At 35.3% G+C, this 13,684-nt stretch carries 12 protein-coding genes; 8 read left to right on the top strand and 4 right to left on the bottom strand.

Annotated features, from left to right (window positions below; genetic code table 11):
* Nucleotides 1-5: 5 nt before the first annotated feature.
* Nucleotides 6-944, bottom strand: coding sequence for a PorP/SprF family type IX secretion system membrane protein (locus BLQ19_RS05105; protein ID WP_074537705.1), 939 nt, complete (start codon nucleotides 942-944; stop codon nucleotides 6-8).
* 39 nt (nucleotides 945-983) lie between these two features.
* The gene (locus BLQ19_RS05100) at nucleotides 984-3,875 is read right to left on the bottom strand and encodes a T9SS type B sorting domain-containing protein (RefSeq protein ID WP_074537603.1); all 2,892 of its coding nucleotides are present in this window, start codon (nucleotides 3,873-3,875) and stop codon (nucleotides 984-986) included.
* Nucleotides 3,876-4,096: 221 nt separating this feature from the next.
* Between BLQ19_RS05100 and BLQ19_RS05095 the strand changes: the two genes are divergently transcribed.
* Nucleotides 4,097-5,458 (top strand): UDP-N-acetylmuramate--L-alanine ligase, encoded by a 1,362-nt coding sequence (locus BLQ19_RS05095; protein ID WP_074537602.1) that lies wholly within the window; start codon nucleotides 4,097-4,099, stop codon nucleotides 5,456-5,458.
* On the opposite strand, the gene BLQ19_RS05090 is transcribed toward BLQ19_RS05095, so the two are convergent.
* A complete protein-coding gene (locus BLQ19_RS05090) occupies nucleotides 5,459-5,902 on the bottom strand; it encodes a DUF1569 domain-containing protein (RefSeq protein ID WP_034667324.1) in 444 nt (147 codons plus the stop codon).
* A 63-nt stretch (nucleotides 5,903-5,965) separates the two neighbouring features.
* Here BLQ19_RS05090 and radC point away from each other — a divergent pair, with 63 nt between their 5' ends.
* The 6 genes from radC (at nucleotide 5,966) to BLQ19_RS05060 (ending at nucleotide 11,577) form a co-directional block, all read left to right on the top strand.
* Complete coding sequence (radC, locus tag BLQ19_RS05085; protein ID WP_024479336.1) at nucleotides 5,966-6,664, top strand: RadC family protein; 699 nt, start codon at nucleotides 5,966-5,968, stop codon at nucleotides 6,662-6,664.
* A 42-nt stretch (nucleotides 6,665-6,706) separates the two neighbouring features.
* Entirely contained in the window at nucleotides 6,707-8,002 is a 1,296-nt protein-coding gene (locus BLQ19_RS05080) for a polysaccharide deacetylase family protein (protein ID WP_074537601.1), read from the top strand.
* A complete protein-coding gene (locus BLQ19_RS05075; protein WP_074537600.1) occupies nucleotides 7,995-8,684 on the top strand; it encodes a YjjG family noncanonical pyrimidine nucleotidase in 690 nt (229 codons plus the stop codon). The genes BLQ19_RS05080 and BLQ19_RS05075 overlap by 8 nt, the downstream gene beginning before the upstream one ends.
* A 66-nt stretch (nucleotides 8,685-8,750) precedes the next feature.
* Nucleotides 8,751-9,299, top strand: coding sequence for a hypothetical protein (locus tag BLQ19_RS05070; RefSeq protein ID WP_029445341.1), 549 nt, complete (start codon nucleotides 8,751-8,753; stop codon nucleotides 9,297-9,299).
* A complete protein-coding gene (locus BLQ19_RS05065; RefSeq protein ID WP_074537599.1) occupies nucleotides 9,296-10,744 on the top strand; it encodes a DUF5723 family protein in 1,449 nt (482 codons plus the stop codon). The genes BLQ19_RS05070 and BLQ19_RS05065 overlap by 4 nt, the downstream gene beginning before the upstream one ends.
* Before the next feature lie 8 nt (nucleotides 10,745-10,752).
* Nucleotides 10,753-11,577, top strand: coding sequence for a hypothetical protein (locus BLQ19_RS05060; protein WP_139150196.1), 825 nt, complete (start codon nucleotides 10,753-10,755; stop codon nucleotides 11,575-11,577).
* Here the strand turns inward: BLQ19_RS05060 and BLQ19_RS05055 are convergent.
* Complete coding sequence (locus BLQ19_RS05055; protein WP_074537597.1) at nucleotides 11,574-12,851, bottom strand: replication-associated recombination protein A; 1,278 nt, start codon at nucleotides 12,849-12,851, stop codon at nucleotides 11,574-11,576. The genes BLQ19_RS05060 and BLQ19_RS05055 overlap by 4 nt on opposite strands.
* 89 nt (nucleotides 12,852-12,940) lie before the next feature.
* On the opposite strand from BLQ19_RS05055, the gene BLQ19_RS05050 reads away from it, so the two are divergent.
* A complete protein-coding gene (locus BLQ19_RS05050; protein WP_074537596.1) occupies nucleotides 12,941-13,684 on the top strand; it encodes a rhomboid family intramembrane serine protease in 744 nt (247 codons plus the stop codon).

The raw sequence follows: 13,684 nt of genomic DNA, 5'->3' as shown, positions 1-13,684 counted from the left end.
GCTTTTTAGTAAAATCTAGGGGATTTATCATAGCCTTTTTTCAAGCCTAATAGGTCCAAATTAAATAGAATGAAAATTTCATGAGATCCAGAACTAAATTCTCCTAGATTTGATAACGTGTAATCATAAGCGTAACCAGCTCTAACGCCTGATAATATTTGAATGTTAAACATGGCACTAACAGCATCGTCTAAGCGATATGCTAGGCCAGCTTCCAACTTATCGTTAAATAGCGCGTTAACAGAAAAATCTACAGACAGCGGCGTGTTATTTACAGCTTTTAGTAAGGTTGATGGTTTAATTTTTATAGAAGGGTTAAGTTCATATACATACCCTGCGGTAATAAAAATATGCGCCTCTTCTGATCCGATAGTGCTAATACCATCTTTGTTATCTATATGATTAGAGTGCAGTAGATTGGGAATAGAAATACCCGAGTAAAATTTATCTTTATGGTAAAAAGCACCTATACCAATATTAGGAAATGTACTGTTTATATGGTCATCAAAGGCCGCATCGTCTTGTAGTTCAGGAAGTCTAAACCCATTAAAATTTGTGGCATAATTGGTAATTCCTGCTTTTAAACCTAGCGAAAGATCACTTTTTTCATTGAGTTTAAGGCTGTACGCAAAATCTGCATAGATATTATTTTCTTTGGCAGCACCATCTCCAATATCATCAGATATAAATGAGATACCTGTTTCTATTTTTTCTGATAAAGCAGCATGTGCAAAAAATGTGAGCGTTTTAGGGGCCCCGACAACAGAGTTCCATTGTGATCTATATAAGGTCCCAAAATTAATTAAGCCTATATCATTAGTAGTATAGGCAGGGTTAATAACACTCATGTTATACATGTATTGTGTGTATTGAGGATCTTGCTGACTCATCCCTAAAAAGGGTATCAGTAAGAGTAAGAGTAGATATAAGGAGTATTTTTTCATGCTAATGGTTTTGAAGGTTATAATGGTATTTGGCATAGCTTATCGGTTGAGGTATAATCTCCCTTGTTTAGGCTCAAAACCTTCTTTGTTATAATGTATGATGTAAAAATATACTCCGTTTGGCGCGATACTATTCCCTTTAATGGTACCGTCCCATGCAGGGTTTTGAATATTCCCCATGAAAAGAGTTCTGCCATACCTATTTTTTATTTCTAACTGAAACGCCGGAAATATTTTTTCAATATTGGGTATAAAATAACGGTCGTTACTAGCATCACCATTAGGTGAGAACCCGTCAGGAATAAAGAAGTCATAATCTTCAGGATTACATGCAGATAAATCTATGGTAATGGCTGTTCTATTTGGAGCTATACATCCGGTATCTTCATTATAATTTTCGGCATAGTACATCGTATTAGGTATTAGCAGCGCAGTTTCACTTATAGCAGACGTGCTTTCCAAAGAGTCATACCATCTAATTTCATAATTTTCAAAAGCCGCTAAGTTGTTTAAATCTGAAATGGTAGGCTTGTCAAGGCCACAAATGTCAAATTCAGTACTAGTCAAAGAAAGTGGTGTAACCGTAAAAACGGTTGGAGTTAGTAGCAGTCGTTCACTGCTTCTACAGCCTTGGCTATTCTCTGATGCCGCGTAATAAGATACGCCATCTTCTAAAAGCGTAGTAGCTGGCAATAAATTTCCATTTACAGGGGCGTCATACCAAGCAATTGCTGTTTCATTAAAGGTAATATCTACAGAAGCTAGGGTTGCGGCATCTCCTCCACAGAAAAATGGAGTAGCATTGCTGGTTGTAGGGGTTATAGGTGCTGTAAGTGATACTAAAACACGTAATCTTTGTGTGCCTTCACAATTATTTTCATTATTAATAGTACTTATAAAATAAGCGACATTGTGAGCCAGTGGGGTGCTAATACTAAGAATATCAGTACTTGTTTCCGTAGCATAAAACAGAGGGTCTCCAGAGGCGGTAAAAGCAAGGTTCTCTAGCGTAGGGCCGTTGGTATCGTATTCGCTTATACAAAAAGTTTGATTGCTTTCTCCTATAGGGATATCTGGTATGCCTTTTATGGCAAAATTTTCTGTTTCTTCATACTCAAAAATAGTCCTACAAGGCGTAGTGTCATTTTGAATGCTTCGTACGCTTATGGTATAATTACCTTGCTCTAATGGGGCAACATCAACTTGATAATCAGCTGTTCCACCAGCAAAGGCAATGGTATTATTAATAACAACAGTTCCTGTGTTTTGTTCAATTACATCATAGGTAACATTATAAATGCCATCAGGTAAAATAGGAGCAGCTACCAGCACATTTATTTCTGTAGCATTACAAGAATTATCTACCTGTAAGGTTAGTGTAATTGCATCTGGAGTGGCAATCACATTAAATAAGGTTTGTAAATTACAGGTTACATCTAGGACATTATCTATAGTAACCATTACTTCATGTTCTCCATCCTGACCTGCATGCTCAGCAGCAATTTCAAAAGTAGCAGCCCCTGCAGAAAAAGCTAGGTTTTCTATGGTTTCTGTAGTTGTTCCGCCATCGGGAGCTGTAAGCGTATACGTGATGGTATGCGGACTGTTGGTTAAGCTCGCTGTAGTGTCAAGAATATTTAAAATTTGCACAGGAATAGTGGTGTCTTGGCAAGCTTCTGCAATTTGTATTTGCGAATTAGAAACAAGAAAGGTGGTCTCCGAAACATCAATAGTAGTACAAACACTGCGCAAGGGTAAAAAGCCCGTAATGGAGCTAATGCTTACGGTATTATATACATTGGTAGAAACAAGCGAAGGATTTACATCAAAGCTTCCTACGCCATTAGTTAGGGTGATAATTACGTCTTCGGCTCTTACGAGGCCATCAGCGGGATCTACGAGATATCCCATTTGATATCTGCCATTGGGTAGAAGCGTACTATCATAAGTAATATCGATGGTGTATGGACTCCCGATACAATAGTTAAGGCTTTCCAAGCTACCAGATAAGGTGGGAAGGATGCTAATTGCTACTGTAGAAAATTGTTCGTCACATACAGGGTGCGTAGGATAAACGGTGTAATTGAAATTATAGATCCCATATCCAAAATTATCTCTGATCTCCTCTACATTTATGGTATTATCAGAAAGATCTGTTAGTTGGCCTGTACCAGATTCAGACCAAGTTCCGTTAGCATCTTCTGCAGCGAGATAACTGTTTAAGTTCAAATTTCTATAGGCCGATAAATCATCAGTGACGCAAACAGCTAGCGATAATCCTGTTCCTGGGTTAGGTGAAGGGTGTACTTCTAAGATAACGGTAGATTGCTCTGATGGACAAGTAGCTACAGCAGCTACGGTATATGTAAATTCATATACTCCAGGACCCGCTCCAAAAGCATTGAAAATATTTCTTTCTAAAAAGTTTACGGCCTCAGGAGTTACCGCTTCCCATAGTCCATTAAAATCTTGAATTTTGTCTGCAACTTCACTTCCTAAGAAGCGATGCATATTTACTTCTATTTCATTGCTACAGGCATTGGCGCTACCATCTATGTTATCTTCTCCTGAATAGCCTCCTAAGTTAATAGTAACATTGGCAGATTCTCCACAAGCATCATTGGTATACGTAAAAGTATGGGTGCCCGAGTTTAAAATTTTCCAAAGGTTTACAATTCCTGTAGTTCTATCAAAAGCGTAAAAATTTGCCGGATTTGAAGTAGACCAAATACCTCCGGTAAGTGGTGTGTCATTCAGGGCATCAAATAAATCGAAATTTTGAAGCGATGGATCTTGGTCTTTATTGCAAATTGTTAGTAAAGCATCAGATCCTGCACAGCCTGTTTGGGCTTGAGAAAAAGTATGCACTCCAAAAAAAATAATAAACAATAAAAAAAATGGAATACGATCCATTTTGTTTTGATTGGTCATAAACGGTGGTTAGGTTGTGAACATCAAAAATATCTGATACTTGTTAAAGAAAGGCCATTATTGTTGTGAAAATGTAAGAAATAGTCTACTAAATACCGTTTAAGTGACATTTAAACTAGAAAATTTTCAATTTAAACGGACATATATATCCTAATCTTATATAGAATCGGGTTTGAAAATAGCGATTGCTATTCCTATCTTTACCGCATAATTTTACTTTCATGAATATACATTTTATTGCTATCGGCGGTAGCGCCATGCATAATCTTGCATTAGCATTAAACCATAAAGGATATATAGTAACCGGTAGTGATGACGTTATCTTTGAACCTTCTAAGACTCGTTTAGCAGCAGAAGAGTTGTTGCCAAAAACCTTTGGTTGGTTTTCAGAGAAGATCACCTCAAACCTTGATGCTGTAATTTTAGGCATGCACGCCAAAGCAGATAATCCAGAGTTACTAAAAGCGCAGGAATTAGGACTAGAAATTTTTTCATATCCTGAGTTTTTGTATGAACAGTCAAAAAATAAAACAAGAGTTGTAATTGGCGGTAGTCATGGGAAAACAACAATCACCTCTATGATATTACATGTGCTAAATTATCATTATCGTGATGTAGATTATATGGTAGGGGCACAATTAGATGGTTTTGATCGTATGGTGCATTTGACGGAAGAGAACGATTTTATCATTTTAGAGGGCGATGAGTATTTGTCTTCACCAATAGATAGACGCCCAAAATTTCATTTATACAAACCTAATATTGCGTTATTAAGCGGAATTGCTTGGGACCATATTAATGTATTTCCTACGTTTGATACGTATGTTGAGCAATTCCAGATTTTTGTAGATAGCATTGTAAAAGGAGGGAGTATTACGTATAATGCGGAGGACGAAAATGTTGTTAAAGTGGTAGAAGCTTCAGAAAATGCCATTCGTAAATTACCCTACCTTACTCCTGAATATAGTGTAGAAAATGGGCAAACGTTATTAGATACCCCAGAGGGTCCTATGCCTATAGAGGTTTTTGGAAAACACAATTTAAGTAATTTGGCAGGAGCTAAGTGGATTTGTCAAAATATGGGTATTGATGAAGATGATTTCTATGAAGCAATAGGAACCTTTAAGGGGGCTTCAAAAAGATTAGAGAAAATAGCAGAGAGCCCTACGTGTATTGTTTATAAAGATTTTGCACATTCTCCAAGTAAAGTAGCGGCAACGACCAAAGCCGTAAAAGAACAATATCCTGATAAAAAATTAATTGCTTTTTTAGAACTACATACGTATAGTAGTTTTAATCCTGAGTTTTTAAAAGAATATAAAGGAGCATTAGATCCTGCAGATACACCAGTTGTTTTTTACCTACCGGAATCTGTAGCTATTAAAAAATTAAATCCTGTGACAGCAGATCAAATTTCTGAAGCTTTTCAGAGAGATGATTTAACGATTATGACAGATGCTTCAGCATTTAAAGCGTATGTTTATGCACAAGACTATAATAATACCGTAGTATTATTTATGAGTTCTGGTAATTACGGAGGCTTGGATTTAGTAGCGTTTAAGAATCATTTAGAGCATAACTAATTATACGCTGAATTGGGTCAAATGATGATCTAAATGCTTGTATTGCATTTGGCCCCATTGTTCTTTGGTGAACCGACCAAAAAATGGATGTGGATTCCATTCTTCTCTATTTTTTAATTGATGTGTATCGTGCATTAGTTGCTGCAAAACTTTTACTTCATCATCAAAGTTTTTAGGCTCTTTTGCTTTTAATTGTGGAGCAGTGGGTAAATTTTTCCGCCAAGTTTTATCATTATACATAGATTTTTTAAAAAATAGCTGTACTAGAAGATTTCCTTTTTTAGAAGTAGGTTTGTTCTCAATGGCTAGTTTTAAAGGATATTGGCAATGCCAAGCCATTTGCCCTACCGTCATTTTACCCCATTTGCGTTCAGAGTTTTCATTCAATAGTGCAATACGCTCTTCAAGCTCATTTTTCGTAGTTTCATCAAATATAGATTTCATTATAGTTCGGTTTATATTTAAGTGAAATTTACGATAAAATAATTAGTTGCTTATCTTTAACGAATGCAAGAAAATTCTACCTCACTTTCCATAAAAGATTGGGCAGATGATGATAAGCCTAGAGAGAAACTAATTTCAAAAGGAAAAACAGCCCTTTCAGACGCTGAGCTTATTGCTATTTTAATTGGTTCAGGTAGCAGAAATGAAAGTGCTGTTGAACTCTCTAAGAGAATTCTAGCATCGGTAAACAACAACATCAATGAGTTAGGAAAATTATCGGTAAAAAAGCTAATGCAGTTTAAAGGTATTGGCGAGGCAAAAGCAGTGAGTATTACGGCAGCATTAGAAATAGGAAGACGTAGAAGGGGAGAAGATGCACATAAAATCACTAAAATTACAAGTAGTAAAAGTGTATTTGAATTACTACAACCTAAAATGGGAGATTTACCACACGAAGAATTTTGGGTAGTTTTTCTTAATAATTCCAATAAAGTGTTGCATTGCTCTCAGCAGAGCAAGGGAAGTATTACAGGAACCTTAGTAGATGTACGGTTAATAATGAAAGAGGCACTAGAATTTAGTGCTGTTGCTATTATTTTAGCACATAATCACCCCTCTGGTACGCTAAACCCTAGTATGGCCGATAAACAGATCACTCAGAAAATAAAAAATGCTGCAGAAGGACTAGATATAAAAGTTTTAGATCATTTGATCATCACTCAATCAGAATATTTTAGCTTTGCAGATGAAAATATTCTTTAATGACTATTTTTTTTTAATTAATATTCTGACAAGAGAATACCTATGCTTCTAATTTACACTCATAAAATTACTCCAAGATTTAGTTTCGTAATGAAGCAAATATTTGACCGTATTTTAAATGTAGAAATTAGTTTTACGGCCAAAGTAGAAGATTTTATTAAACATTCAGGACCAAAAATTACCTATACCAAATTACCCTTACAAAATGAATTTTTCATTAGGAGTAATGATCTTTTGTTTGAACAAGGGATTAATGACCTTCAAATAAAAGTACAGGATTGGGAAGGAATTCCTTGTTTTTTTGCTGCAGGTGAACGCAGTAACTTACCATTTGATGTATTTTCTGCTAGTTTTTATTTGTTAAGTAGGTATGAAGAGTACCTTCCGCATGTAAAAGATATACACAATAGGTTTCCTCCACAAGAGAGTTTAGCTTTTAAGAATGATTTTCTAGAATTACCTGTGGTAGATTTATGGGCATATAAATTTTTAGAAAAATTGCAAGAGCGCTTTCCGGAATTAGAATCTAAAAAGAGCGCCTATAAATTTACATCGATCATAGATGTAAGCTCTTCTCATTGCTATTCTCATAAAGGTATTGTTAGAAGTTTAGCAGGTTTGCTTTTAGATATTTCTTCTCTTAAATTTAAACGCGTGGCAGAAAGGGTCTCGGTTTGGTTTCGTCCAGAAAAAGATCCGTATAATAATTATGACTGGCTTATAGAACTTCATAAAAAGTACAAAGTTCTTTGCATGTTCTTTTTTCAATTCGCGGAGTATTCTACTTTTGATAAAAACATATCGGTTAATAATAATAAATTCAAATTTTTAATCAAGTCTATTTCAGATTATAGTACAGTATCCTTATGTGCTTCTTATGGTTCTTTTAATGATACAGAGTTATTGAAAGAAGAAAAGAAAAACTTGTCTAACGTTATCAATAGACCTATAAACTCTTCTAGATTAAGATACAATAGGGTAGATGTGCCGGCCACGTATAGAAGGCTGGTAGAGGCAGAGTTTACAGATGATTTTACGATGGGGTATACTCACGAGATAGGATTTAGGGCAAGTACGTGCACACCTTTTTATCTATACGATATCAATTTAGAAGTACAGCAACCTATTAAAATACATCCATTTGCCGTACATGATTATACCTTTGTAAAATATGCTTCTTTAGATGAGATGACACAGAAATTGGATCGTGTTTATGCACAAGTTAAAAAAGTAAATGGTGGCTTTATAACTATTTTTTCTAATGAATTATTCGGAGAGAAAAGTAAAGTGTCCTGGAAAGAATTATATGAATTTGTAGTGAAAAAATACCATGTTTAAAAATATAGTTACCGATGTTTTTTTTGATTTAGATCATACCCTTTGGGATTTTGAAAAAAATTCCGCACTCACTTTTGAAAAAATATTGGTGACGCATGATGTGCCTGTTTCATTAGAAGATTTTCTAGAAGTATATGTACCTAATAATCTTGTCTTTTGGCGTTTGTTCCGGGAGGAGAAGATATCAAAAACAGCGCTGAGGTATCAGCGTTTGAAAACTACCTTTGACACTTTAGGTCTTGAGGTTAGTGATGCTGTAATAAATAGTTTGTCTGACGCTTATATAGCTAACTTAGCTACCTATAATCATTTGTTCCCTAATGCTATTGCTATTTTAGACTATTTGAAACCTAAGTATAATTTACACATCATCACCAATGGATTTCAAGAGGTGCAAAATAAAAAGATTAGAAATTCTAACATAGCACCGTATTTCCATCAGGTTATAAATTCGGAAATGGCAGGTGTTAAAAAGCCCAATCCTATCATTTTTGACTTAGCTTTAGAGATGGCAAATGTGCCAGCGGAAAAGGCACTTATGATTGGTGATAGTCTTGAGGCAGATATACTTGGCGCGCAAGCAGCAGGTTTAAATGCCCTGCATTTTAACGCACATAATGAGCAAAAGCACGAATATTGTGATATGATTACTGATTTAAGTGAAATAAAATTGTACTTATGACGTTGCTAAGCTGTAGACACTAATTAATTCTAATCAACACTTTATATTAGAATTGAAATAATTGCAATGAAAAAAATCATAAACTATTTATTCATACCACTCTTACTTTTGGTAGTGGTCAGCGCTTGTTCTGATGAGCAAGATTTTGACCAAGCAAGAGATTTAGATGTAATCACAGATGCTACTGGTCCCGTGCTTTATCTTGAGTCTACAGAAGATTTGATTAATGCTTCTCCAGTAATATCACAGAATATAAATTTTGATGGCTTTAATTCAGAACTATTTTCTGATAGAGTTATATCAGGATCCCTAACATTTCAAATAGAAAATAGCACTAGCAAACAGCTAGATATTCGCGTAATATTTTTGAATGAAGCGGGCTCTCCGTTAGATGTCCTGAACTTTTCTACAGCAGAAGCGCCACCAATAGATATTATTGATGAAGAAATATTTTATGGCACAGCCGCAGGCAAAAGCATAGATATTATAAAAAGCACATCAAGTTTACAAGTTATTTTTACAAATAATAGCGGGAGTACAAGTGTATCATCTCTTCCTGATCCTAAACTAATTTTTAGATCTAGCGCTAGTTTTAAGTTGAGGGTTATAGAATGAGATTAAGAAACATATTTATTATAGTGCTATTATTTGGTTGTTTCTTTGTGAACAGTCAAAATAAACAGCTGCTTTATGATTTTAATGAAGTGCCTCAAGCGCTATTATTAAACCCAGGGATGAAGACCTCTTTTAAGTGGTATGCAGGAGTTCCATTAATTTCAGGCTTTTCTTTTCAAGCGGGAAGTAGCGGTTTAAAGTCTAACGATCTTTTTGCAAATGATGGCGTAGATTTTAATACCAAATTTAGAGAAAAGGTCATTTATGGAATGGATTTTAGTGATGAACTAAGTGGTACTTACCAAGTAGAATTGCTAAACATTGGCTTTAGAAGTAAAAATAATGAAGATATCTTTTATTCTTTTGGTGCTTATAATGAAGGAGATGCTATTGGCTATTTCTTTAAAGATTACGCCTTATTAGCTTATGAAGGAAATACCAATAATTTAAATAAAAAGTTTGATTTAAATCACCTTAAAACTAGAGGCGAAATTTTGAATGTTTACCATTTCGGAATCAATAAAAAGATTTCTAATGAGCTAACCATGGGGTTCCGTGCTAAGGTCTATTCTAGTTTACTAAATTTTACGTCTACAAAGAACAAAGGCTATTTTGTCACGACACAAGGAGATGATAACTTATTAGAAAGTACGCTTGAAGCCGATGTTGAAATTAAAACTTCTGGTGTATTTGAGTTAAAAGATATTATAGATGATGACTCGCAAGCTAATGGTGCTGCTATTTCTAGTGTTTTAGGGAAAAGAGCATTACTAGGAGGTAATTTGGGTGTTGGTTTTGATTTAGGCTTTACCTATAATATTGATGAAAGAACGGTCTTTACAGGTAGTTTAATAGATGTAGGTTTTATTTATCACAGCAAAGATGTCAGAACATATTCGGTTAAAGGTTTTGCGAGTACAGAAGGTTTAGAAGTTCGTTTACCAGAAGATCTTAATTCAACAGAAGACCAATGGAGAACTTTTGTGGATGATTTGGAAGATTTGGTACCTTATGAAGAGGGTAGTGATAATTACATCACTTTTAGGCCCACAAAATTCTATACATCTATAAGGCGAGATTTTGGTAAAGAGATAGAATCAAAAGAGGCTTGTTATTGTACGAGTACTTCCGGTGGAAACAATAGAGGTCGCGTTTATAAAAATAGTTATGGCGCGCAATTGTATGCCATTAATAGACCAAGAGGGCCGCAAGCAGCATTAAGCGCATTTTATCAGCATCGCTTAGGCAATGTAATGAGTTTGAAAACTACGTACACCATAGATAAGTTTTCATATACGAATATTGGTCTAGGAGCTAGTCTTCAAGCTGGTCCTGTAAATATGTATTTAATGGCTGATAATCTAATCGGATATTCAAATTTGGCTAATAGCAAATATGCATCAGTACAATTTGGATTAAATATTATATCTTGGGGCAAGAAATAAGAGACCTCATGAAAAAGATAGTACCCATTTTAATGTTAGCATTTTGTGCTAATTTCTACGGACAAGAAGTAATTAACGAGTATAAGTATGTTGTAGTTCCTACACAATTTGAATCGTTTAAAAGTCCCAACCAGTATAAATCTAGTACACTTGTAAAATTTTTGCTTACAGAAAGTGATGTGAATGTTGTTTATAGTAACGACTTACCATCAGAGTTGAATCTAAATAGGTGTGTGGCACTATATGCAAAGCTTATTGATGGTTCTAATATGTTTACCACCAAAACTACTTTAGTCCTTGAAGATTGTTCTGGTAAAGAAATCTACAAATCTATAGAAGGTACCAGTAAGCAAAAAGAATACAATGCCTCATACTCAGAAGCAATTAGAGCAGCCCTAAAGCCATTATCTAGCTACACCTATTCTTATGCTGGAACAACAACAGAACCGGTAAAGGTATCCTATCAAAATGATGCAAAAAGCTTACCTGCGGTAAAGCAAGCGCCTGCTGAGGCTACTACAACTGCTGTGGTAGAGACATCTGAAGAAGTACAAAAGAAATCGGTAGTAAAAGCAACTCCAATACTGGAAGCAAATAAAGTAGCAACTTCCAACGGCGGCTTATATGCCCAAGATATTTTGAATGGCTATCAATTGGTAGACAGCTCTCCAAAAATAGTTATGAAAATGTTCAAGACATCTCAGGCTACTATCTTTTTAGGAGAAGAGATTTCAGGAAACAAAGGTTTGGTGTACGCAAAAGATGGCGCTTGGTACTTTGAGTTTTATGACGGTGATATATTGAAAGTAAAAGCCTTGGATATTAAATTTTAGATGGAATATTTATCTTTCCACCTATTTTTAAGAAACTCCTTTATAGCATTTTCACGCTGATTGTTATTTGGCTTATAAAAAGACGTTCCTGAAATATCATCAGGCAAAAATTCTGCTTCAACAAAATTATTCTGATAGTCGTGTGCATATTTATATTCCGCACCGTAACCTATATCTTTCATCAATTTTGTTGGAGCATTTCTTAAGGCTATAGGCACCGACAGATCACCGGTATCTGTCACTGTTTTAAGTGCTCTATTGATGGCCATGTAACTTCCATTACTTTTTGGTGATGTAGCTAGGTAAATTGCACATTGACTTAAGATTATTCGTGCTTCAGGATAACCTATGGTGGTTACTGCTTGGAATGTAGTGTTAGCCATTACAAGTGCAGTAGGATTAGCCAATCCAATATCTTCAGAAGCCGCGATGAGCATTCTACGTGCAATGAATTTAACATCTTCGCCACCTTCAATCATTCGTGCTAACCAATATACTGCGGCATTAGGGTCACTACCTCGGATAGATTTAATGAACGCCGAAATAATGTCATAATGTTGCTCGCCGGTTTTATCATAGCGCACGGTATTTTTTTGCACCTTTTGTAGTACCAAGTTATTGGTTACTTCTATAGTGTCTCCGCTTTCAGAGTTGATAACAAGCTCAAAGATATTCAAAAGCTTTCTGCCGTCCCCACCCGATAAACGCAATAGGGCATCGGTTTCTTTTAGATGTATGTTTTTAGATTTTAAATGCTTATCTATAGCAATAGCTCTTTTTAAAAGAGCAACTAAATCATCTTTCCCAAATTCTTTTAAAATGTATACTTGACATCTAGAAAGTAATGCGGGGATCACTTCAAAACTAGGATTTTCAGTAGTAGCACCTATTAGGGTTACCCATCCTTTCTCTACAGCAGCAAGTAAGGAATCTTGTTGTGATTTGCTAAACCTATGAATCTCATCAATAAATAGTATCGGATTTTTGGTTGTGAATAAGCCACCACTTTGTTTTGCTTTATCTATAACCTCACGTATATCTTTTACACCACTATTTATAGCACTTAAGGTATAGAAAGGTCTGCCGCTTTCTGTAGCTATAATATTTGCCAAAGTGGTTTTACCGGTGCCAGGAGGGCCCCAAAGAATCAAAGAAGGAATTATTCCTTTTTTAATTTGATGCGTAAGAGAGCCATTGTCACCAACTAAATGAAGCTGACTAATGTAATCTTCTAATGTCTTCGGGCGTACGCGCTCTGCAAGAGGTTCATTCATAGTGCAAAAATACAAATTCTACTTATGACAATTTATCATGTTTGTAGATTTTGGTTGTGTTTTTGATTTCCATTTTATAAATTACTTGTATGCAAGCATCCAAACAGTTCCAATTTACCAATAGCGTACTTCTAGTGCCGCTATTTTTTGTACTTGCTATTTGGATGGTGTTTCTAGTGGAAATTAGATTAGGAATTAATTTCAACAAATTTGGAGTGTACCCAAGGACTATAAGTGGTCTTCGGGGTATTGTATTTAGCCCCTTTATTCACGGTTCTGCGCAGCACCTCTATAATAATACGGTGCCATTGGCAGTATTGACGGCTTCTCTATTTTACTTTTATAGAAAGAATGCATTTTATATTCTCGCTTACGGAATTTTACTATCGGGTATTTTTACGTGGTTAATAGGAAGAGAGTCCTATCATATTGGAGCGAGTGGCCTAATCTATGTATTGGCAAGTTTTATTTTCTTCAAGGGCATTTTTACCAAATATTACCGTTTGGTAGCATTGTCACTAATGGTTGTTTTTGTCTACGGCAGTATGCTTTGGTATATTTTTCCTATTCAGGATGACATTTCTTGGGAAGGGCATCTGTCTGGGTTTTTAGTTGGTTTTTTCTTTGCATACTATCTTAAAACTCCAATTCCAGAATTGAAAAAATATGATTGGGAACGGGACGATTATAAGGAAGAAGAAGATGAATTTCTACAACACTTTGATGAAAATGGAAACTTTATAGAACGTACGCCAGAGCCTGAAATGGATTTAGAAGTCCATCAGGAAATTGTAATTACATACCACTATAAGGAAAATGAAAAACCAGAATAG

The organism is Cellulophaga baltica, from assembly GCF_900102165.1.
Taxonomy (GTDB): Bacteria; Bacteroidota; Bacteroidia; order Flavobacteriales; family Flavobacteriaceae; genus Cellulophaga; species Cellulophaga baltica.
Note: the sequence above shows the minus strand (reverse complement) of the source record. Positions and strands in the feature narration are given on the sequence as shown.

Bases quoted from the DNA above. Each gene is read 5' to 3' on its own strand.
- BLQ19_RS05105 (WP_074537705.1), bottom strand. From the start codon at position 944: ATGAAAAAATACTCCTTATATCTACTCTTACTCTTACTGATACCCTTT.
- BLQ19_RS05100 (WP_074537603.1), bottom strand. From the start codon at position 3,875: ATGACCAATCAAAACAAAATGGATCGTATTCCATTTTTTTTATTGTTT.
- BLQ19_RS05095 (WP_074537602.1), top strand. From the start codon at position 4,097: ATGAATATACATTTTATTGCTATCGGCGGTAGCGCCATGCATAATCTT.
- BLQ19_RS05090 (WP_034667324.1), bottom strand. From the start codon at position 5,902: ATGAAATCTATATTTGATGAAACTACGAAAAATGAGCTTGAAGAGCGT.
- radC (WP_024479336.1), top strand. From the start codon at position 5,966: ATGCAAGAAAATTCTACCTCACTTTCCATAAAAGATTGGGCAGATGAT.
- BLQ19_RS05080 (WP_074537601.1), top strand. From the start codon at position 6,707: ATGCTTCTAATTTACACTCATAAAATTACTCCAAGATTTAGTTTCGTA.
- BLQ19_RS05075 (WP_074537600.1), top strand. From the start codon at position 7,995: ATGTTTAAAAATATAGTTACCGATGTTTTTTTTGATTTAGATCATACC.
- BLQ19_RS05070 (WP_029445341.1), top strand. From the start codon at position 8,751: ATGAAAAAAATCATAAACTATTTATTCATACCACTCTTACTTTTGGTA.
- BLQ19_RS05065 (WP_074537599.1), top strand. From the start codon at position 9,296: ATGAGATTAAGAAACATATTTATTATAGTGCTATTATTTGGTTGTTTC.
- BLQ19_RS05060 (WP_139150196.1), top strand. From the start codon at position 10,753: ATGAAAAAGATAGTACCCATTTTAATGTTAGCATTTTGTGCTAATTTC.
- BLQ19_RS05055 (WP_074537597.1), bottom strand. From the start codon at position 12,851: ATGAATGAACCTCTTGCAGAGCGCGTACGCCCGAAGACATTAGAAGAT.
- BLQ19_RS05050 (WP_074537596.1), top strand. From the start codon at position 12,941: ATGCAAGCATCCAAACAGTTCCAATTTACCAATAGCGTACTTCTAGTG.